This window comes from Xanthovirga aplysinae (genome assembly GCF_009711365.1).
In the GTDB taxonomy this organism is placed as follows: domain Bacteria; phylum Bacteroidota; class Bacteroidia; order Cytophagales; family Cyclobacteriaceae; genus Xanthovirga; species Xanthovirga aplysinae.
Genome location: NZ_SMMB01001286.1, coordinates 1 through 20948 on the forward strand (window position 1 = coordinate 1; position 20948 = coordinate 20948).

Annotated in this window: 21 protein-coding genes; 12 read left to right on the forward strand and 9 right to left on the reverse strand. The window is 35.3% G+C overall.

What is annotated here, in order from left to right; all coding sequences use genetic code 11:
* Positions 1–138: 138 nt before the first annotated feature.
* Positions 139–726 (reverse strand): thioredoxin family protein, encoded by a 588-nt coding sequence (locus E1171_RS21405; protein ID WP_155208116.1) that lies wholly within the window; start codon positions 724–726, stop codon positions 139–141.
* A gap of 582 nt (positions 727–1308) precedes the next feature.
* The gene (locus E1171_RS21410; RefSeq protein ID WP_155208117.1) at positions 1309–1944 is read right to left on the reverse strand and encodes a 4'-phosphopantetheinyl transferase family protein; all 636 of its coding nucleotides are present in this window, start codon (positions 1942–1944) and stop codon (positions 1309–1311) included.
* 261 nt (positions 1945–2205) lie between these two features.
* Between E1171_RS21410 and E1171_RS21415 the strand changes: the two genes are divergently transcribed.
* From E1171_RS21415 to folB, 3 genes are all read left to right on the forward strand, one after another.
* Entirely contained in the window at positions 2206–3126 is a 921-nt protein-coding gene (locus E1171_RS21415) for a WD40 repeat domain-containing protein (RefSeq protein WP_155208118.1), read from the forward strand.
* A gap of 233 nt (positions 3127–3359) precedes the next feature.
* Positions 3360–4169 (forward strand): DivIVA domain-containing protein, encoded by an 810-nt coding sequence (locus tag E1171_RS21420; protein ID WP_155208119.1) that lies wholly within the window; start codon positions 3360–3362, stop codon positions 4167–4169.
* 6 nt (positions 4170–4175) lie between these two features.
* Positions 4176–4547 carry a dihydroneopterin aldolase gene (folB, locus tag E1171_RS21425; RefSeq protein ID WP_155208120.1) on the forward strand — a complete coding sequence of 124 codons (372 nt, stop codon included), beginning with the start codon at positions 4176–4178 and terminating at the stop codon, positions 4545–4547.
* A 22-nt stretch (positions 4548–4569) separates the two neighbouring features.
* Here the strand turns inward: folB and E1171_RS21430 are convergent, their stop codons facing one another.
* Positions 4570–4899 carry an iron-sulfur cluster assembly accessory protein gene (locus E1171_RS21430; RefSeq protein WP_155208121.1) on the reverse strand — a complete coding sequence of 110 codons (330 nt, stop codon included), beginning with the start codon at positions 4897–4899 and terminating at the stop codon, positions 4570–4572.
* Positions 4900–5299: 400 nt separating this feature from the next.
* On the opposite strand from E1171_RS21430, the gene E1171_RS21435 reads away from it, so the two are divergent.
* The 6 genes from E1171_RS21435 to E1171_RS21460 all read left to right on the forward strand — a co-directional run bounded on the left by E1171_RS21435 (position 5300) and on the right by E1171_RS21460 (position 9303).
* Entirely contained in the window at positions 5300–5821 is a 522-nt protein-coding gene (locus tag E1171_RS21435; RefSeq protein ID WP_155208122.1) for a DUF7935 family protein, read from the forward strand.
* A 78-nt stretch (positions 5822–5899) separates the two neighbouring features.
* Positions 5900–6322, forward strand: coding sequence for a YkvA family protein (locus E1171_RS21440; RefSeq protein ID WP_155208123.1), 423 nt, complete (start codon positions 5900–5902; stop codon positions 6320–6322).
* A 342-nt stretch (positions 6323–6664) separates the two neighbouring features.
* Positions 6665–7273: a thioredoxin family protein gene (locus E1171_RS21445; protein WP_155208124.1), complete on the forward strand. Its 609-nt coding sequence runs from the start codon at positions 6665–6667 to the stop codon at positions 7271–7273.
* A gap of 297 nt (positions 7274–7570) precedes the next feature.
* Positions 7571–8242, forward strand: a complete 672-nt coding sequence (locus E1171_RS21450; RefSeq protein WP_155208125.1) for a Rossmann-fold NAD(P)-binding domain-containing protein — start codon at positions 7571–7573, stop codon at positions 8240–8242.
* 187 nt (positions 8243–8429) lie between these two features.
* On the forward strand, positions 8430–8882 hold the full coding sequence (gene dtd / locus E1171_RS21455) for a D-aminoacyl-tRNA deacylase (protein WP_155208126.1): 453 nt from the start codon (positions 8430–8432) through the stop codon (positions 8880–8882).
* 94 nt (positions 8883–8976) lie between these two features.
* Positions 8977–9303: a nucleotide pyrophosphohydrolase gene (locus tag E1171_RS21460; RefSeq protein ID WP_155208136.1), complete on the forward strand. Its 327-nt coding sequence runs from the start codon at positions 8977–8979 to the stop codon at positions 9301–9303.
* Between the two features lie 77 nt (positions 9304–9380).
* Here the strand turns inward: E1171_RS21460 and E1171_RS21465 are convergent, their stop codons facing one another.
* The 3 genes from E1171_RS21465 to E1171_RS21475 form a co-directional block, all read right to left on the reverse strand.
* Complete coding sequence (locus E1171_RS21465) at positions 9381–10091, reverse strand: 2-phosphosulfolactate phosphatase (protein ID WP_155208127.1); 711 nt, start codon at positions 10089–10091, stop codon at positions 9381–9383.
* 87 nt (positions 10092–10178) lie between these two features.
* Positions 10179–11279, reverse strand: a complete 1101-nt coding sequence (gene gcvT / locus E1171_RS21470) for a glycine cleavage system aminomethyltransferase GcvT (RefSeq protein ID WP_155208128.1) — start codon at positions 11277–11279, stop codon at positions 10179–10181.
* A gap of 219 nt (positions 11280–11498) precedes the next feature.
* Positions 11499–12098: a ribonuclease HII gene (locus E1171_RS21475; RefSeq protein WP_155208129.1), complete on the reverse strand. Its 600-nt coding sequence runs from the start codon at positions 12096–12098 to the stop codon at positions 11499–11501.
* Positions 12099–12306: 208 nt separating this feature from the next.
* On the opposite strand from E1171_RS21475, the gene E1171_RS21480 reads away from it, so the two are divergent.
* Positions 12307–12867, forward strand: coding sequence for an NUDIX domain-containing protein (locus E1171_RS21480; RefSeq protein WP_155208130.1), 561 nt, complete (start codon positions 12307–12309; stop codon positions 12865–12867).
* Between the two features lie 113 nt (positions 12868–12980).
* Here the strand turns inward: E1171_RS21480 and E1171_RS21485 are convergent, their stop codons facing one another.
* Positions 12981–13616, reverse strand: a complete 636-nt coding sequence (locus tag E1171_RS21485; protein WP_155208131.1) for a hypothetical protein — start codon at positions 13614–13616, stop codon at positions 12981–12983.
* Between the two features lie 406 nt (positions 13617–14022).
* Between E1171_RS21485 and E1171_RS21490 the strand changes: the two genes are divergently transcribed.
* Positions 14023–15405, forward strand: a complete 1383-nt coding sequence (locus tag E1171_RS21490; protein WP_155208132.1) for an MATE family efflux transporter — start codon at positions 14023–14025, stop codon at positions 15403–15405.
* 92 nt (positions 15406–15497) lie between these two features.
* Here E1171_RS21490 and E1171_RS21495 read toward each other — a convergent pair whose 3' ends face one another.
* Positions 15498–18176 (reverse strand): WG repeat-containing protein, encoded by a 2679-nt coding sequence (locus E1171_RS21495; protein WP_155208133.1) that lies wholly within the window; start codon positions 18174–18176, stop codon positions 15498–15500.
* Positions 18177–18709: 533 nt separating this feature from the next.
* Here E1171_RS21495 and hemN point away from each other — a divergent pair.
* Complete coding sequence (hemN, locus tag E1171_RS21500) at positions 18710–20077, forward strand: oxygen-independent coproporphyrinogen III oxidase (protein WP_155208134.1); 1368 nt, start codon at positions 18710–18712, stop codon at positions 20075–20077.
* 209 nt (positions 20078–20286) lie between these two features.
* On the opposite strand, the gene E1171_RS21505 is transcribed toward hemN, so the two are convergent.
* On the reverse strand, positions 20287–20948 hold a 662-nt coding region (locus E1171_RS21505), incomplete at its 5' end, for a carboxypeptidase-like regulatory domain-containing protein (RefSeq protein ID WP_155208135.1).

The window sequence follows — 20948 nt, forward strand, 5'->3', positions numbered from 1 at the left end:
AAAAGGGTATTGAGGAATTTAGTTAATTCTTTTCAAAAATTAGGAAATCCCGATAAAGTCAATGAGCTTCAGGAAATGTTGGATTTGCTTTCTTAAAAAGAACTCTCAAGTCTAATTTGAATTAAATGATGAGGGCAATTACCTAATCATACATCCTGTTGCTTTTTGGTTTTTATAAGAAAGTTTATTCCCTGCAACTACCTGATCGAGCGCATCTTTTAGATAATAAGTTTTGACATCGTTTTCTACTTGTGGGTTGTCGTCAATTGCTCCCTGGTAAGAAATTACAAAACCCTTTTGATTTTTGGTCAGTAAGAAAACTTCTGGGGTTTTTGTTGCTCCCATTAAGGAGGCCACTTTATGATTTTGATCTTTGAGGTAAGGAAAATTGTACCCTTCTTTCCTAGCTTTTTGAGCCATTGCCTCTACCGATTCTTGTTGGTTGCTTTTTGGATTGTTAGGGTTGATGAGTAGGAATTCAATATTTTTTCTTGAATAATTCGCAGCTAAATTTTGAATTCTCTTTTCGTATAATTTAGCGTAAGGGCAATAATTACTAGTAAAAATGACAACTACTCCCTTGCTCCCCTTAAAATCAGAAAGAGAAATTTCTTTATTGTCAATTACATTTTTGAGGGTAAAATCATTAATGCTATGATTTTGGGCATAGGTGGCTTTAATGGAAAAAAATAAAATGAAGCCAATCAAAAATATCCTTAATCTCATATCTACACACGTTGAGTTTTAAAAAATTTAATTAAGGTGTACATCATTAAAGAGAATCTTCATGTTTTGGGAGATTCAACCATTTTATTGGTCCAGTAAAAATGTTGTTTTCTTACTTTTTCCAAATCCTACAGCTTAAACATAAAAAACCTCTTTTATAATTATTTAAACACCTTGTTATTATTTTTGAGTATTTAAAAAAACAAGTTTTATTAAAACCCTGCTGGTATAAATATGAATAAATTAGTGTTATTCACTAAACTAAATGGTCTAATAAAAATTTCTTAAGGCTTATATTTCGCCTTTTGTTAATTAGAATTTGGTAATTTCTAATTGTAATTTTTAATTAATATTACCTTAGTCATAAATACCTGCGGGAACGTAAATCTAAAACGTTGATTTTTTAAAAAATTGCTATTTCTTCCCAATTAACGATTCCCGGTATAAAAATATTTTTTGGGTAAAAAGTATCCTTTTATTTAAATAAAACTGACTTTAGTACGAGAATTACTTATCCATTAATGCTGGTTATTAGTTTGACCAATTATTTGAAAAATTATATAAACTAATTATGTCAATTGGCTAACTTCCGATGCTAATATAAAAATTATTGAATTTTATATACAAAATTTGGTGGTGATTTTTATTTTCATTTTGCTCGATAATTCCTTTTAAGGTTCCTTTTTTAGCTAAATGAAATGGCTCAATGTGTAGGTTTTCTTTAAAAGCCAATCTCTTTTTTCCATGAATTTTATATAAAGTTTCTTTTGCTGTCCAATATACACATAACTTTTCCAAGATAAAGTCTGCGTCTTGTAGTTCGCTATCCTTTAGAAACCTTGAACCTAATCTCAATAATTTTTCCTGGACTTTTTCAATATCAATCCCCACCGCTTTTGTTCTGTGGATAACTCCTGCCGCAAAAGGGAAGGAATGTGTAATGCCAACGTGTAATGATTGGTCTTTTAATAAGGGCTTTCCATGTTCATCTTTTATGACTCCCTTATATGCAATTCCAAGGCTTTCGGCTAATTGTTTAATTGAATTTCGGGCAGCGAGCCATTCCAGCCTCCTTCCTGAATGACTAATGTTTAGCTTTTGGAAAACTTTTTGATCATAAGCAGGTAGAGCATTGAATAAGTCGGTTTCACTTTCATTGATTTCCCAAAGACACCAAGATGAATTGCCGTTGAGTTTTTCTAATTTTGCAACAGTCATAGAATTAATTAGGAATTGAGAATTTGGGATTACTAATTTGCTTCAATTATGAAAGAAAATTCAAGTTTCACTGGATTAAATCCATTTTATCAAGCATAAAAGCTATCGAAACTCATCTGTTATTGAGTTTCGTATTTTATTTAATTATTGACAAAGATAACTTTGCTTTTCTGATTGAAAACAAAGAGAAAAAATAAAGTAAGTTTCCGCTATTCTTTTCTAAAGTTTGTATTTTTATTCATTTAATTGGTTTATTCGAAGATGAGCAAAGTTAATGTCACCAAATTGCATACTCTTACAGGACATAAAGATTGTATTTATAGCTTGGAAAGAGGAAAAAATAAGTCCGAATTTTTTTCTGCTGGAGGAGATGGAATGGTGGTCTTGTGGGATTTGAATGAGCCTGAAAATGGACGATTGATAGCTCGATTGCCCAATTCCATTTACGCTATGAGTTATTTTGAAAAAGCAAATTTCCTAATTGTGGGGCAAAATTTTGAGGGAATTCACTTGATAGGCCTTGAAAGTAGAAAAGAGGTGGGTTCCCTGAAAATAAGTAAATCTGCGATTTTTGATATTCAGCTTTTAGGGGATTATGCATATTTGGTAACTGGGGATGGGGGGCTTTTCTCTGTTGACTTGAATAATCTTTCAATAGTAAAAAAGGCTTTTGCTTCTGAGAAAAGTGCCAGATCGATCGCTATTAACCCTTTAAATAATGACTTGGCTGTAGGTTACAGTGATCATTCGGTTAGAATATTTAAGGCGGATACCTTAGAGTTGGTAAAAGAAATTCGGTCTCATAAGAATTCGGTTTTTACCTTAACTTATTCGCCGGATTACAGATTTTTATTAAGTGGTAGCAGGGATGCCCACATTAAGGTTTGGGACGTAGAGCAGGATTATGAGCCTTCTCAATCTATAGTCGCTCATATGTATGCCATCAACAACCTGGTTTATAGTCCTAATGGAAAATATTTTGCATCTTGCAGTATGGATAAATCGGTGAAGGTTTGGGATGCGGAGCAGTTTAAATTGCTTAAAGTTATTGATAGGGCACGTCATGCTGGACATGGTACCTCAGTTAATAAATTGCTTTGGACCTCATATGAAAATCAATTGATTTCGGCCAGTGATGATCGCTCCATATCAATTTGGGATATAGACTTTAAGCCTAATTAGTAAAGGCTTAAATTTGTTTGTTTTTAGGCGAATATGATCATTATTAAGTATGAAAAAAGCCTTTTTTAGTTCGTTAAGAAAAGACATAGATTTTTAATAGAACAAGACGGACAAAAAAAGAAAGATGTGCAAGTTTTCAAGGGGCAATTACTGCAATATGAGAATTTTGGGGCATGGTTGAGTTTTTTGAATATCATCTGAGGTAATTGAGAGTTTAATTTTTTGAAAATCTTATGAAAATAACACCTTTAGAAATTAGGCAAAAAAGTTTTGAGAAGGTATTTAGGGGGTATGATAAAGATGAGGTAGAAGCATTTTTATTGTCCCTATCCCATGAATGGGAACGCCATACTGAGACTCAAAATGAACTAAAAAGGCAGTTGGAAACCGCTGAGAAGGAATTGGAAAAAATGCGGGAAGTAGAAAGGTCTTTGTTCAAAACCCTGAAAACGGCTGAGGATACCGGGGCCAACTTAATTGAACAAGCTAATAAGTCCGCAGATTTACATTTGAGGGAAGCTCACTTGAAAGCGGAAGCCTTAATGCATGAGGCGAAAAATAAGGCAAAGTCCATAATTGAGGAAGCTCAACATCAAGCTAATCGTATTGTGGATGAACTGGATGAAGAAGTAAGGAATTTGGAACAAAAATACCGGCAGTTGGAAAATGCTCGAGCAACCATGCTCACTGATTTGAAATCTATGTCAAATGGGTTGTTGGAGAGAGTAAATAAAATGGAAAATGATCCCAAGAGGTTTGTAGCGGAAGATCTGGTGCAGATTTCAAAGCAGAAGGCCCATAATATGAAAGCCGTGGTACCTGATACTTTAACCTCTTTGGGTTTATCAGAAAAGTTAGAAAAACCGCAAAATGTCTTGGAGGAGGAGTTTTCAGAAAAAAGAGCAATAAGCGAAGAAGACCGGCAGAATGAAGGCCTCAATCTGAAGGAGGAAAAACCTAATAGCGTAGATTTTCAGCCTTTGAAGAGTCAAATATCCTCCAAAGAAAAGGGGACGGGTTCATTTTTTGATGAAATTGAATAAAAGAAAATGGGGAAAGTTGCATTGGAGGGAATGGAGTTCTTTGCCTATCATGGTTATTATGAAGAAGAACGTAAAATTGGTAATAAGTACGGAGTGGATATCAGTATCATGACCAATTTGGAGCAGGCAGCCGAAAATGATGATTTAGGTGGGACGATCAATTATGAAGAACTATATGCCTTGATTAAGGAGGAAATGGCTATACCTTCTCGTCTTCTAGAGCATTTGGCACATCGAATCTTGACGAAGGCCATGAAAAGATTTGAAGCAATTGAGAAAATAGAAATAAATATTTCAAAGTTCAATCCTCCCATTGGGGGTGTTTGTAATAGAGCAAGAATTACCCTCCAAAAAAGTAGAAATGTTGAAAAGGTTTGATTAAGTTGAAAAAGGAGGTCTTTCAGGTTTCCTTTTCCTTTTTATTTCCCTCCATCTTGTCTATAAACATAAACCCCCTGGTGTCGGCACCTTCGTAAAAATCTACTTCCTTTCCAATTAAAAACATGGTGTGCTTTTTCTCGACCAATACCTGAATATTTTCAATAGTAAATTCCAAGTCGTTTTCTTTTTTCTGATCAAATCCTAGCGCAAGGGAAACGCCCCCACATCCGCCGCCTTTGATACCTACCCTTAAGGAATAGTTTTCGGGGATGTTTTTATGGGTCATAATTTGCTGGATTTCTTTTACTGCCTTTTCGCTTATACTGATGGGTATTAAATTCTCAAACATTTATTATAAACCTTTACAATGCTAGTAATTGGATATTTTCCTCCATAATAAAGGAGAAACTTTAAATACTTTCTGTTATCTAAATCTTAACGGGATAATTCATAATCTTTCTAATTGTTGATTCTTAATTTCCCATTACCTTCTTTGGTGGCCAAAATTAGTTAAATTTGAGTGATTATTTTATATAGGTCTTCGTAATCTAAACTGATGAGGCCTCTGTTTATTTTTTATCCCAATTGGGTTAAGGTTTATTTTTAGATATTGTTCTATTGATTTGGTAAGGTTCGGCTATTTTTAATTTTAATAGCGTTCTAAAGACTTTATTTTACTGTTTTCCTTTTACCAAATTAAAATTCGTAATTCCTAAATATTTATTCGTTGTAAATTTAATTGATCATCTATGGAGGTTGGAGTAGAGTTATTAAAGCTGATTTTGCCGGCAGGACTTGTATTGTATGCAATGTACCTAACAGTTAAATCTTTCCTAAATAAAGAAATTGAAGACAGAAAAGAAGAGCGAAAAAAAATAAATACCCAAGTGGTAATGCCTATTCGCTTACAGGCATATGAGCGAATAAGTCTTTTGTTAGAGCGAATTTCGCCAGACCAGATGCTTACCCGTTTGAACGATAAAGCTCTTTCGGCTATTCAATTTCGTCATGTTCTTATATCGGAAATAAGACAGGAGTTCAACCATAATCTTTCGCAACAAATCTATATGTCAGATTCAGCTTGGAACTTAGTTAAGAGTGCAGTGGAGGAATTAATAATTAAGATCAACCAGTTGGGAGAAGAAATGCCTGCCGAAGCCGGTAGTACTGAGTTTTCCCGAAAGCTTATTGAAGAATGGATGCAAGTGCCAGATAATGCCATAAATAGTGCTTTAATCTTTTTGAAAGATGAAATAAGGAGAGACTTTTAAGGATGTTAATTTGAATTTAAGGCCTCATTTTACTACTTTAAATGGTATTTATTCGGGATTAATTTAAAAAATTTAAATATGGGAATAAAGTATAATGAAAGTATTAACCTTCACTATCTGCAGTCTTACCAGAGTTTGGCTAATAAAAAGGCGGAAAAAATGGTAAAAGACCCGGATCGTCTTAAAAAGTTTACAGAAAGGGTTTTAAGTAAATTGGGTAAACTAACGGGACAGTCCGAGAACATTCAACAGGTGCAGGGGGTAATCCGAAGTATGGTTAAAATGTTAAAGGCTTATGCTTCAGGGGAATACCGGGTAGTGCCCTTGAGGTCTATTATTGCCATAAGTGGATCCTTAATATATTTCGTAACACCTGTTGATCTTATTCCCGATTTTATTCCTATTTCTGGGTTATTTGATGATTTGACGCTTTTATTAATGGTGTATAAAAACATAAGAAATGATATTCAGGCTTTTGAACTGTGGAGCTTATCTCAATAAATATCAGTTTTTATTTCTTAAAAGACTATAATCCATTTATTAAGGAGAATATTGTAACTATTTAGATTTTAGGATGAAAAATCATTGAAAAGCCTTTCGATTTTTAGTTTTATTAATGTTTTTTTTAATTCTAAAGGCCAGTCTCAATTATCTGTTTTTTTAATCCTTGAATTTTACCCCTTCGTGTTACATTTCCATATTTGAATCCCCCATCCGGAAAAGCTAAAACCATTCTTCTTCATTTGTCACTCTTCACTTAATTAAACCTCACCTTAATTTTGACCGTTTACCCCATTGATCGGAATGGAGTCTCATTGATGTGCTATATAAATTATTTTTAAGATGGGAAAAGGAATTATTCAAAAAGAACATTTAAACTCTGCTATCAGTTATCAGGAATTTCGGGAGCTAACGGATAATTTATTGGCTGAAAATAAAACCACAGGGGAGAATCACTCTGAAGCCATGCTTGAATATACCCGGATGAATGTTCAACGAATGAAAAGGGGTGATAAAACCGTAATTCTAAAAGAGGGCTTAGTTAAAAAGTTGAATAATGTACCTGAAAAATTGTATTGGGTTGTTTTGGTGGAGGCCTGGTGCGGTGATGTTGCCCAAAATTTACCTGCAATAGCTAAAATGGTGCAAGCCTCTGATAATATCGATTTAAAGATTTTATTAAGGGATGAAAACCTTGATGTGATGGATCAATATTTGACCAATGGTGGTAGGTCGATTCCTAAATTGATCTGTCTCCGAGCATCAGACTTTCAGGAGTTGGGTTTTTGGGGGCCAAGACCGATGGAAGCTCAACAGCTTATGTTGGATTTGAAAGCCCAAAATATGGCATATCCGGAAGTTTCTAAACAAATACATACTTGGTATGCTAAGAATAAAAATCAAATGATTCAGGATGAGTTTTATTCCCTATTGGATGATTGGGTGCTTTAAGAATTGAAAAGCAATATAGGAGGTTTATTAATTTGAAAATATGAAAGGTGGCAATTGAACCTTTCTAGAAATACAAATTTAGGTGAAATTATACCTTTTGAATATTTTTCAATAGTTATTTGGAAGGTTTAAGGTGAGGGAGTGTATCTTTAATCTTGGCAGGTATTTGTTTATATTTAGAGGGGTTTCTATTAGAAAACCTTTAGAGGTGCCATGTAAACTTGTTCAAAATAATAGGAAAAGGTTTTTATTAGCGAAAGGAATAATTCCTTTTTTTTCTGGTATAAAATAAAACTCATGAGAATAGCTGTAATTGCGGGAGCTAGTGGATTGATAGGAGAAAGCCTATTGTCCTATCTTTTGGCTGATGAATATTATCAAAAAATAATTGTTTTGGGTCGAAGGTCTCTTGGTATAAAGAGAGAAAAATTAGAAGAAAGGATTATTAATTTTGATCAATTAGTTGATGTAAGTCCTGAGGGGTTGGAATGGGCAGATTTTTATTGTTGTCTGGGGACGACAATAAAAAAGGCGGGGTCTCAGGAGGCTTTTAAGAAAGTTGATTTTACATATCCTTTAGAATTGGCCCAATTAGCAAAAAAGTGTAATGCAAATCAATTTCTAATTGTTTCAGCAATTGGAGCGGATAAAAACTCTTCATTTTTCTACAATCGGGTCAAGGGGGAAGTACAAGAAGCTATTTCGAACTTGGAACTACAAACCCTACATATTTTTCAGCCCTCTCAGCTTCTTGGAAAAAGAAAAGAGGTAAGGGTTGGGGAAGACGTCGCAAAAGTCTTCTTTTCACTTTTTGGATTTCTTTTTATGGGACCTTTAAGAAAATATAAGGCTATAAAGGGGAGTACGGTCGCCAAAGCCATGTATTTAAAAGCCAGGCAAAATCTTAGTGGAAAGTATATTTTTACATCTGACAAAATTGAAAATATTGTCAAAGAATGCCTGGGTTAAAGGAGAATTTAAGAAGTACCATTATTTCCTAAGACTCCTGGTTTAATGTGGATTTTTTTGAAAAGTTGAAAAAGACGTTAAGTAAAAACTATATTTTAAGTCTCAGTTTCCAGATTATATAAATGCATTTTGCACTGCGCTTTTGATTTGAAGAGTGGAGCTTTTTCTATGGTTGTAAATTTAAATTATGAGGGTTGTAATACAAAGAGTTTCGGAAGCATCGGTGACTATTGAAGGAAAAGTAAATGGTAGCATAGGAAAGGGATTAATGATTTTGGTGGGCATTGAGGAGGATGATAAGCAGGGAGATATAGCTTGGTTGGGAAAAAAAATTGTTAATCTTCGGATATTTGAGGATGAAGAAGGAAAAATGAACAAAAGTCTCCTGGATATAAATGGAGAGTTGTTGGTTGTAAGTCAATTTACTTTACATGCAAGTACTAAAAAGGGAAACAGGCCTTCTTATATTAAAGCTGCTAAACCCCAAATTGCGATTCCTCTTTATGATAACTTTGTGGAAGAATTAGAAAGCTTGACAAATAAAAAAATACATACCGGGGAATTTGGGGCTGATATGAAAGTGATGTTGATAAATGATGGACCTGTGACAATTACTATTGATACTAAGAATAAAGAGTAGAAAATTTTAATGAACCTGGTACACCACCTAAGTAATTTTTTTACCTTCATTAATATCAGATTTATAAATTAATATCTAAAAAATGATAGATTCTATGACTTTAGAGGAAGCCCAGAAGCAAGTGGATGATTGGATTGAAACCTACGGCGTTCGTTATTTTAGTGAATTGACCAATATGGCTATTTTAACGGAGGAGGTAGGAGAGTTGGCAAGAATAATTGCCAGAAAGTATGGCGATCAGTCTTTTAAAGCTTCAGATAAAGACAAAAATCTAGCAGATGAAATGGCAGATGTTCTGTGGGTTCTTCTTTGTTTGGCAAATCAAACAGGGGTAGATTTGACCAAAGCCTTTAGAAAAAATATCGAAAAGAAGACCAATAGAGATAGTGAACGTCATCGAAACAACGAAAAGTTAAAATAAAGTAAAATAGCAGATGATTTCACCTGCTATTTTTTTAATCTATTTAGGACATTCACAAAACGTGGGTTTCTAACATTTCAGTTTTCCAATTGGACCAATTCATCTCCCTGAAGAACAGGAATTACATCGTATTGGTCAGGGGTCAGGCAAAACTCCACATCCTTCATGGTGTTGAAGTTTTTCAGTCGGTTTAAGTGAGCGGAGTTGGCTAAAGCTACAAGCAAATCATCTTTGGATTGATTGTAAAGGATTTGAGCGGCTTGGGGTGCGTCACAGGCTAATTCAAAATTTTCCTTTAGTAATTCTACAACAGCACCTGCAAAAAGGGTATCTTCCAAATTAAATTTACCTTTCCATCCGGCACAAAAGACCAAAATGTCCCTGTTTTGGGATTTTAAGTAGTTGACCACAGCCGTTAAATTTAGAAAGGAGCCAATAACTACTTGAGCTGCATCCCTTGATAAATCAATGGAAAGAGTTCCGTTGGTTGTAGTAACTGCCACTTTTTTCCCTCTGAAGGATTCATTCATATAACTGAACGGAGAATTTCCCAAATCAAAACCTTCTACCTTTTGCCCGCCTCTTTCAGCCGCCGCAATGTAACCTTTGGCTTGAAGTGTTTTGCATTCTTCTAGGGTAGCTACAGGGGTAATGCTTTTAACTCCATGAGCAATACCAGTGGTAATGCAGGAGGTGGCCCGAAGAATATCTGTTACGACTACTACTTTTTCCTGAATGTCATATAGTTTTATTAGCTCCGGAGAAAAACAAACATCGATTTTATTCATCAGATTATTAGTTTAAAAAGTATCTAAAATTAGAAAGCGCCAATCCCTTTGGAACTGGCGCTGTCCTTTTTATTTGATTTGGCATGATTAACCTTTGTAAAAAGGAGGACGAGCTATTTTTGCCTTAATCCTTCTTTTTCGGACACCGATAAAAATTTCTGTTCCTTCAGCACTGTTAGCTTTTTGTACATATCCAAGCCCAAGGCCTATTTGCATGGAAGGGGACTGCGTACCTGAGGTAACTCGGCCAATGACTTCATCCTGGGAATTGTATATCTCATAGCCAGCTCGAGGAATTCCTTTTTCTTCCATAACGAAACCAATAAGTTTCTGCTGAACTCCCTCTTCTTTTTGTTTTTTGAGGCTTTCAGAGTTTGTGAACTCTTTGTTGAATTTAGTGATCCAACCTAAACCAGCCTCTAAAGGAGAGGTCTGATCATCGATATCATTACCATATAGACAGAATCCCATTTCCAGGCGAAGGGTATCCCTGGCCCCTAACCCAATTGGTTTTATGTTAAAATCAGCTCCAGCCTCCATGATCTTTTTCCAGACTTCTTCAGCATATTCGTTTTTAAGGTACAGCTCGAATCCTCCTGCCCCTGTATAACCCGTGGCTGATATGATCACATCAGGAGCACCAGCAAATTCACCTTTTTCAAAGGTGTAGTACTTCATGTTTTTAAGATCTGTTTGGGTCAATGATTGTAAAGCCTCAGCCGCTTTTGGACCTTGCACAGCAAAAAGAGAAATATTGTCTGATATATTTTCCATTTCAACCCCTTCGGTATTGAATTTGCTGATCCAGTTCCAGTCTTTTTCAATATTGGACGCATTGACTACCAATAAATATTCCTCTTCAGAAATACGGTACACTAATAAATCATCCACAATTCCTCCCTCATCATTGGGAAGACAAGAATATTGGGCCTTGCCGTCAAAAAGTTTGGAAGCATCATTGCTGGTCACGCGCTGAATGAGGTCAAGGGCTTTGGGGCCTTTTAAAATAAACTCACCCATGTGTGAAACATCAAAAATGCCCACACCTTCTCTTACCGTTTGGTGCTCTTCAATGTCGGAGCTGTATCGTACAGGCATATTGTAGCCGGCGAAAGGCATCATTTTAGCACCCAATTGCTCATGCAAATCATTTAGCGCTATCTTTTTGATTTCTATTGTTTTGTCCATTAGGATTATATTGAATTGGTATGCAAATATAGAGATTAAGACTTAATTTGGTAGAAATAGAATGATGATTTGTATAATTGTGTTTTTGATGAAATATTTTGGGTGTTTTAGGTGTAAGAACCAAACAAAATTTTATTGCATCTGATGATCTTATGGGGGCTATGGCGGGGTTGTTGTGTCTGGGTATTTAAAATCAATCTTTATTTTTTACAATGTCTATTAAAACAACTCAAGTTGCGTAGGTAATAATTGAAAAGATGTTCTGTGGTGGGGACTGACTCCATGATTTCTGATACCTTCCCGATGTTCTTTGGTGGGATAGCCCGCATTTCTTTCCCAACCATAATGAGGAAATTCATGAGCAAGCTTAGTCATCAGGTCATCTCTATAAGTTTTAGCCAAAATGGAGGCCGCTGCGATTGAATAGAATTTGGCGTCTCCTTTTACAATGCATTCGTGGGGAGTGCTTTTATAAATTTTAAAGCGGTTTCCGTCAATGAGGAGGAGTTCGGGCTCAATTTTTAATTGCTCAATGGCTCTATGCATAGCCAAAAAAGATGCATTGAGGATATTGATTTCATCTATTTCGCCTGGGCTTACTTCAGCTACTGCCCAAGCCAAAGCTGATTCTTTAATGATGGGACGTAAAATTTCTCTTTGTTTTTTACTGAGTTTTTTGGAATCGTTCAATAAAGGGTGCTGGAAATCAGGTGGTAAAATTACTGCTGCTGCAGTTACTGGACCAGCCAAGCAGCCTCTTCCCGCTTCATCACATCCAGCCTCTATTAATTTGTCCTTGGAAAAATGAGCTTTTAACATAAGAACAAAGGTAATTGAAAACCGTATATCTTTGTCGGTAGTTCTGTAAGAAAATTTGTGAAATTAAGTAATTAGAAACTACAAATTACAATTAGTGAATAGGAATCTTAGGTTTGCTTCTATGGATAATAGTAAATGTAAAGTAAACGGATCATTTGCTAATGAAGGAATCATGATAATTATAATTTAAAGAAATATCGAGAACTGAATGGAAAAAGAAAGTAAAAATCCATGGACATTTTTAAGTAGCCGTGAGGTTTATGATAATCCCTGGATTCATGTAGAAGAACATCAGGTTCTGAATCCAAACGGAGGAAAAGGGATATATGGCAAGGTAAGTTTTAAGAATAAGGCTATTGGCATTATTCCTATTGATGAAGAAGGATATACTTGGTTGGTAGGGCAATACCGCTATCCATTGGAAGAGTATTCCTGGGAAATTCCTATGGGAGGAGGGGCTTTGGGAGAAAATCCTCTCGAATCAGCTAAACGAGAGTTGAAGGAAGAAACGGGTTTATCAGCCAGGAAGTGGACTTCCATAATGCGCATTCATACCTCTAATTCGGTGACTGATGAGGAAGGTTTTGTTTATTTAGCAGAAGAAATTAGGCATGGAGAAACAGAATTTGAGGACACCGAAGATTTGGAAGTAATACGGTTGCCCTTTAAGGAAGCTGTTCAATGGGTAATGGAGGAGAAAATTACCGATAGCATAAGTATAGCAGGGATATTGAAAGCAGCTTTTTTATTTGTTAAGGATGAAAAATGAAAAGGGGGATTATTTTAAACGTCGAATAGAATTTCAAAAGACAAGAAAGTTGGATTAATGCAGTTTTTAGCTTTTCACAATTCGCGCTTAACTCTTATTTTCTTAATTCTGCACTAATTCCAATAATCTACCCCTGTGGTTTTGGAAAAGTGTGCTATCTGTTTTTCTGTCCTTTTCAAAGATTCAGTCACTTTCTGCTGTATGGGAGCCTTATCTGTGTTGATTAACCAAAGGTTTGTGTTTTCTTCAGGATTTCGATAAATAAAGTAGAATTTGTGTTGATCCGCATGGACGGTTAATTCCCATTGGGGCTGTCTACCGTAAAATATTGTCCCCTCATTGTTTGCTTGGAATAATTGAAGGGTATATTTAGCCTGTTGAAAAGTGTCGAACCAAGGAAAGCCCATTACACCGACATCTTTTTTAAAGACAAGAGGGGCTACCCAAAAGTAGGGATCTCCATTTTCTAGCTGCTTATCGTATTTTTGGGCTAATTCCTGTACATTCAAAAAATATAGTTCCATTTCCCTTTCGTACCCTTCCAAATACTCACTTAAGACAAAACCTTCAAATAATTTAATTTGAGGCTTATAAAGAGTAGCACGTTTTTTTAACCATTCCGTATTGGGAATATGGGCCGTAGCTCCAAAAAAGAATTGTTCTGTGATCAAATAGCCAATATCGAGGTGTAGGTCTTTTATGTATTTAGTATGGGGGAGGTACTTTTCAATAGCTTCTTCCTTCATCACATCTTTTCATCTTCTCTTTTAGGGAAACAATTTGTTGCTGTGGACGTTCCCCTGTCCGCAATAAAGTATGATTTTTTTGTATAATGAGGTTGTTTGATTCCCAAAATCCTTTTTGAGCTTTAATTGAAAGAATTTAGATAAATCATTTTATAAAAATCCCGGAGGGGTTATTAATTTAAACTTTGAGGAAATTTTCGCGAAAAATTAATATAGAAAGGGGCCTATCCTTTAATTTTTAAAATGATTAAAATTTCATATTGAATGACACACTTTATTTAAAAAAGTGACAAGAGGTGGACTATATCCGCAATAAGAAAATACATCCTGACGTATTAAATTCAGCTTTAACCTAATATGGGTGGGCGATTTTTTTAATACCTTTGCAAATTCAAATTTTTTAGTGCTAATGAATCTTTCCACCTATACCCCCCACATAAAGAAGCATTTTCTATTGGCATATCCTGTCATGCTTTCCCAATTGGGGCATATGCTGGCAGGTCAGGCGGATACATTGATGGTAGGACGACTGGGTGCAAAAGATTTAGCTGCAGCTTCATTGGCCAATAGCATCTTTGGCATTGTGATGATGTTTGGTATTGGAGTTTCGATGGCCGTTACTCCCCTGGTAGCTACTGCCCATGGTGAGAATGATAATAAAAAAGTAGCCACTATTTTTAAACATGGTGTATTAACTGTTTTGATTACGGCTCTTTTGCTCTTTGTCATATTACTTTTGGGAACCGATGCCTTGCGTTATATGAATCAACCCGATGAAGTAGTACAATTAGCTATTCCTTATTCCATTTACTTAAGTGCTTCATTACTTCCATTAATGGTATTTCAAGCTTTTAAGCAGTTTGCCGAGGGCTTGTCGGATACAAAATGGGCTATGTATATTTCGGTAGGGGCTAACCTCCTAAATATTTGTATGAACTTTGTATTTATTTATGGAAAAATGGGCTTTCCGGCTATGGGGTTAAACGGAGCAGGATTAGCTACTTTAATAGCTCGGTTGCTTATGGCATTGGCCATGGTGCTTTATGTTTATAATGCGGGGCGTTTCCAAAAATATTGGCAAAAGGTAAATTTAAAGGGTTTTCATCGACAAGAATTTAGAAAGATCTTAAATATAGGTTTGCCTACTGGTTTCCAATTTATTTTTGAAGTGGGTGCCTTTAGTGCTGCAGCCATTATGACGGGCTGGATTGGTACACATGCACAGGCTGCTCATCAAATTGCCATAAGTTTGGGAGCGGTAACTTATATGATGGCATCCGGAATTGGAGCAGCGGCCACTGTCCGAGTAGGTAATTTGTTCGGAGGGAAGGACATTGCTGATATGAGAATAGCTGGTTTTGTGGCATTTGGAATGGGAATCTTATTTATGGCCTTCATGGGTGGGGGATTTTTGCTGTTTAAGGATATTTTACCTCATTTTTATGTAACCGAAGAAGAAGTTATTGGTATTGCCTCCTCTCTATTAATTATTGCAGCATTTTTTCAAGTTTCAGATGGGGTACAGGTAGTAGGTTTGGGGGCATTGCGAGGAATGGGAGATGTAAAGGTGCCTACCATTTTTGCTGTTTTGGCTTACTGGGTTGTGGGCTTGCCTGTTGGTTATTTATTAGGCTTTACCTTTAATATGGAAGCTGAAGGGATTTGGTATGGATTATTAATTGGACTGAGCATAAGTGGTTGTTTGATGTTACTCCGTTTTCATGTATTAAGCAGGAATCTTAAATTAAAAACAAGTAGAAAGAGAATTGTTAAACAGTTTAGTGAAGTATAAAAGCACCTTTTTTAAATCTAAGGGTGAAATAGGGATTACAAATTAAAATTTAATAGTGCCAAATTTAGATGGTTGTAATCCCTATTTCTTAATTATTCGTCACAATAAATCAGATCGTAATCTTCTTCATTAAAGGACTGTCGACGGATTATTTTCCCCTCCTCATTGTAATAAATACCTATATAAAAATCGGCTTCATCTATATATTTTTCTGCAAAGAAAACTGGGTTTTCCGGAGCTCCGATATTTATCACATCATTATAGCCAGCAGGAACAACTTCCCCTTTTAAACTTGATAATACCCCAAATCCTTTGTCATTTCTAAATATAATTAATTTCTCTTCCTGGTCCTGTCTAATAAAAAAAGGATCAATGATTTCATCATAGACATTTTCATCTTCATAAATATTATACAGGCTCCAGTAATCATTTCTTTTAACTAGGGCCAAACTATCCGTCCAATAGGTGATATCATCAAATTCAAAATTTGTAATAGATTCATTCTTGAGGTCAATCAGGCCAGTTGTTCCATTTTTTTTGGCAATTAGGAGGCTGTCGTTATAGACTTTCAATTGGGTACTGTAAACCGGTTTGATTAATTGCTTATTTTCTACCTGGTAAGCACCAAATTTACCTCTTAATAGTATCGGTACTAAGCCCTCACTAAATTTTCCAATGCCTTCATAAGCTAAAGGAAGAAGCTGCTCTCCCTCATGATTGACCAAACTTATTTTTTGTCCCCTTCTTGCTTTTAAAAGGAAATTTCCGGACAGGTCTACTTCATCATAATTGCCCTTAAGAATTACCTCTCCTTTATTATTATAAACTTCCTTGCTATTGTTTGACAGAACTATAAAGAGATAACTTTCCTCCTTTTTTTGATCTGGGCTATAGGTACTGAGTAGGGTTTGGCTTTTTGTATTACTAATATTTACCTGTTTTCCCCCGTTAAAAAATAGTTGTGTAGAATCTCCTTTATACAAAATGGCAAAGTCAGGATTCAAAAGATTGAGAGAATCACCTGTCACTAAAAATTCCGTACTGTCTGAATTGTTGATTAAACTCCATTTATGATTACTTTCGAAGGCAAACCAATTAGGGTTAAATTTCACTTTTTCCACTTTTTGATTCAGGAAAGGTTGAAAATTCCGGTCCAGGACGGAATACCCATTACTGTTTTTGGTTAACCAACCACCGTACCATTGGGTAATTTCCTGTTTTTTTAAAGGGATTACAGTTTTAAGATTTTTGTCCAGTAAGGTTTCTTTTTCTCCCTCTGAAGCTAAGATAAAGCCCTCACTTACTTCTTCTGCCTCATCATAAATAAAGGTTAAGTTTAAAGGGTAACTTTCTATGGAGCGAAGCAATTTTTCTTTTTTTGAAAGAGCAAGTCGATTCCCATTATCAAAAATTATAAATTGCCCTTCACTATAGATTTCCTCAAATTGATTACTGAATATTTCTTCACCATTAATGGTGGCCAATCCCCAAAGTCCGTTTTTGCGGTAGATAATAAATGAATTTTCTAACAAGCGGATTTCCTCATATCCTTTGGGTAGAATTTCATTATTGCTCTGGTGGAATAACCCAAAGTTTCCATCTTTTTCCAATTTTATTAAGCCAAAACCGAGATCCTCTACATGGTCAAATGGCTTGTTGTAGAGAATTTGACCATTTTTGGAGAGAATTTGGGGGCTTTCTTGTGAACTGGCAACAAAGAAACTTCCTCGTATACAATCACATAAATATTCCGAAGAAATATGTTCATAAGTGGGTGGCAGCACCACTTTTCCTTCTGCGTTCATTAGGCCATATAATTGATCTTTTACTATTGGGATTAACAGAGTATCAGCCCAAAGGGCAGCCTCTTTAAGGGAATCATTTGCCATTGACCCAAAATCTCGCAGAAAATCTTTTCCTTTATGTGTGGAGGTATAGTAGTAAAAGAAAGCATTAAGGGCCTTTTGGTGATAAGGGCTATTCGGGTAAGATTTAATATAATCCAGATAGGCTTCTTCCGTATTAGGTGCAGTTACAATGTAATATAATCTTAAATAGGCCTGATCGATATAAGGATTTGTGGGATAATTCTTTAAAAACTGATCATAGGCTATTCGATCTTTATCCTGGGTTTTTTCCTCAAATAATAAATAACTGTAAAATTCATTGGCTTCTTTTACTTGTTCTGCATCGGGATATTTATCAACAAATTCTCGAAAGGCCCGGTAGGTATTGAGTTTTTGGGCTTTTTCAAAAGCCAAACCATTTCTTCTATGGATAGCTTCTGGGACCTGTTTGGCATCAGGATGAAGTCCTATAAAATATTGATAATCACTTTCCGTATTTTTTTCTAAAGCTATATTAAACGCCAAGGAATCTAAATGGCTTTTTTGATACTGAAGAGTATCTATACTTAGGCCTGCCTTAACGATACGATTAGATTTTTTGCTGTCCAGGCTATCTAAATCTACAATGGCTCCCAAAACATAATAATAGGCTGAATCCACATTGTACCTGGGGAAGGAATCATTAACAAAAAGTAAGGAATAGGAATACCTAGAAATTGGATTTATATTATTTTTTGAAATGGACGCCTGTATACCTTTTTCCAAACGGTCAAAATCGTTCTCATCCAACAATTTTAGATTCTTTTTTAGATTTTGTCCCTGGGTAATTGTTGAAAAGGTGCAAAATATGGCAAGGGTAAATAGAACCCCTGGCAGCCAACCTGAAATCTTTTTTGTTTTTATTTTCAAAATCTTAGTTATCATTCCCCTAAACGGTCAAAAAAACAGCCCAAAGGGCTGAGTAAAAAATTTATCTCAATTCAACTAAGCAAAGTTAAATATTAAAAAGAAGTAACCCTGTTTTGTTTAATTGTTTTAACGATTATTGTTGAGGTTGTTTCCTATTCCAACAAATATCTGGCCAAATCTCTTGGTTTTTAGACAATAACGGTCAATACAAATTTACGATTTGCCCATCTTTTGTAAAAGTGCAAATCCCTAAATTATTACCCTTTTTTCCTAATAAATTTATTTGTTTTTTGTTTGAACACGTCATATCCTTTATGGATTTAGGATTTTCTTACCTTGATTTTCAATATTTAAGGATACTGGGTCTTTATATAAGCCTAAAAAAATAAGGAATAAAGAGCCTTAAATCTAAAGGACATGTCTAAACCTAAATTATAGAGTTCAATTGGTCTGTAATTTATGATATTTATCATTTTTCAACTTGATAGCTCTCATTGAAAGCTCTGGAGTTTTCCATCAATTTTGTAAAAAGGAAAAATCACGAGAAAATGAAAACTCCAGAAGCTTTAATCCGTAAATATAACGTTCCGGCTCCCCGATATACCAGCTATCCCACCGTTCCTTGCTGGGAAAATGAAATTATTAAAAAAGATCACTGGTTAGATATTGTAAATACCACTTTTGAGGAATCCAATGAAAAAGAAGGAATAAGCTTGTATATCCACCTTCCTTTTTGTGAATCTCTATGTACCTACTGTGGCTGCAATACACGTATTACCAAGAACCATAAGGTGGAAAAGACCTATAGTGAAGCCTTGGTAAATGAATGGGGTATTTATTTGAATCGTTTTTCTGGAAAGCCTCAAATTCGTGAACTTCACTTGGGAGGAGGAACACCTACCTTTTTTAGTCCAGAAAATCTTAAAGATTTACTTACCAGGATTTTAAAAAACACTGATTATCATCCTGATTTTGAATTTAGTTTTGAAGGACATCCCAATAACACATCAGCAGAACATTTAAGGGTTTTATATGATTTGGGGTTCTCAAGGGTAAGCTTTGGAATTCAGGATTTCGACGAAAAAGTACAAAAAACTATAAATCGCCTGCAGACTTATGAAAAAGTGGTTGAAGTTACCCATCTGGCACGGTCCATTGGATATGAGTCTGTTAATTATGATTTAATTTATGGGTTGCCTTACCAAAGTCCGGAAACTATACGCTCCACAATTGAGAAGGTCGCCCAACTTATGCCTGACAGAATCGCTTTTTATAGCTATGCCCACGTTCCTTGGATAAAACCCGGACAAAGAAGTTATACCTCTGCTGACTTACCAGATAATGAAGCTAAAAGGGCTTTATACGAACTAGGTAAATCATTATTGGTAGAATTAGGATATTTCGACATCGGAATGGATCATTTTTCTCTCCCCCATGATCCCCTCTATAAGGCATTTGTAGAAAAGAGTCTACACCGAAATTTTATGGGATATACCACCGGGCAAACCGAGTTACTTCTTGGGTTGGGTGCCAGTTCTATTAGTGATGCCAAATATGCTTATGGTCAAAACATAAAGCTGGTAGAAACCTATCAAAAAGCAGTGAATGAAGGAAATAATGCTGTTTTTCGTGGCCATATTATGACTGAAGAGGATTTGCTTATTCGTCAATCTATTTTGGATATAGCATGTCGGGGAGCTTTGTATTGGGAAAAAGAACTCATGGAAAAGATGGATGGCAAAATAAGGGTGGAATTAATCAATCTATTAAAGGACGGTTTAATAGATGTAGATAGCAGATCCCTTCATGTTACCCCATTGGGGCAAGCATTCATTCGAAATATTTGTATGGCTTTTGATAAAAGAAAAAGAGATCAGGAAAGTGGAGGAAAAAAGCAGTTTAGTAAAGCGATTTAAAAAAATATTAAGGAAAATGTGCCAATAAAAAGTATTTGGGAATCCTAAGATTCCTTTTCTCTTTAGCCATGACTTTTGTTTGCCAAAGAGGGTGAAAGGAATAGGATAATATTTCGAAAAATGTTATAATAAATGGAGAAGGGAATCCCATTGCAGGAATTCTTTTCTCAATTAATCATTCATTCTTAATTATTCATTAACCTAAAATCTTAATCTTTCCTTTTATAGTCCCCGTTTTTAAGAGATTGAATGAATTTGCTCCAATTAATTGGGTTTAAGAATGCGTTTTCGAATTTTTCAGGAATAAACCCTTGTTTACTTTGGATCTCAACCTGCCGTTTGAAATAAAGCCTTTGGTTTTCTCCAAAATCCATGGGGATCTTACCATAATCAAAAATATCAATGGTATAGTTTGAGGCAAGAAAGGGACTTCTTTCCTCTTCAAATTTCATGGCCAAAATAGCATTTTTAAATTCTTTTTCGGTTGCAAAAGGTAAAACCTCAAGAGGAGGCAACCAAGTAGTGTCTTCTTTCATTTCTACCAGTGTGGTAAGCCTATCTCCTTCTGAATGTGGAACAATAATAGATTCTAATTGGAAACCAACTGAGCTAATCACAATACTATCTTCTGCCAAAACTGGCAAGGTGAAGAAACCATTAAAATCAGAACTTGTTCCTCTTCCTGAAGCCGGTATATATACATGAGCTCCTGAAATTGGATTATTGGTTGAGCTATCGACAATGACGCCGGATAGTTGTAATATCTTTTCTTTATCTTGAGAAAAACCAGATTTTGGGAAGAAGATTAAAATAAAAAAGCTGATAAAAAAATAAAGTAAGAATGTTATTTTACTGGCCCAAGAATTTATTT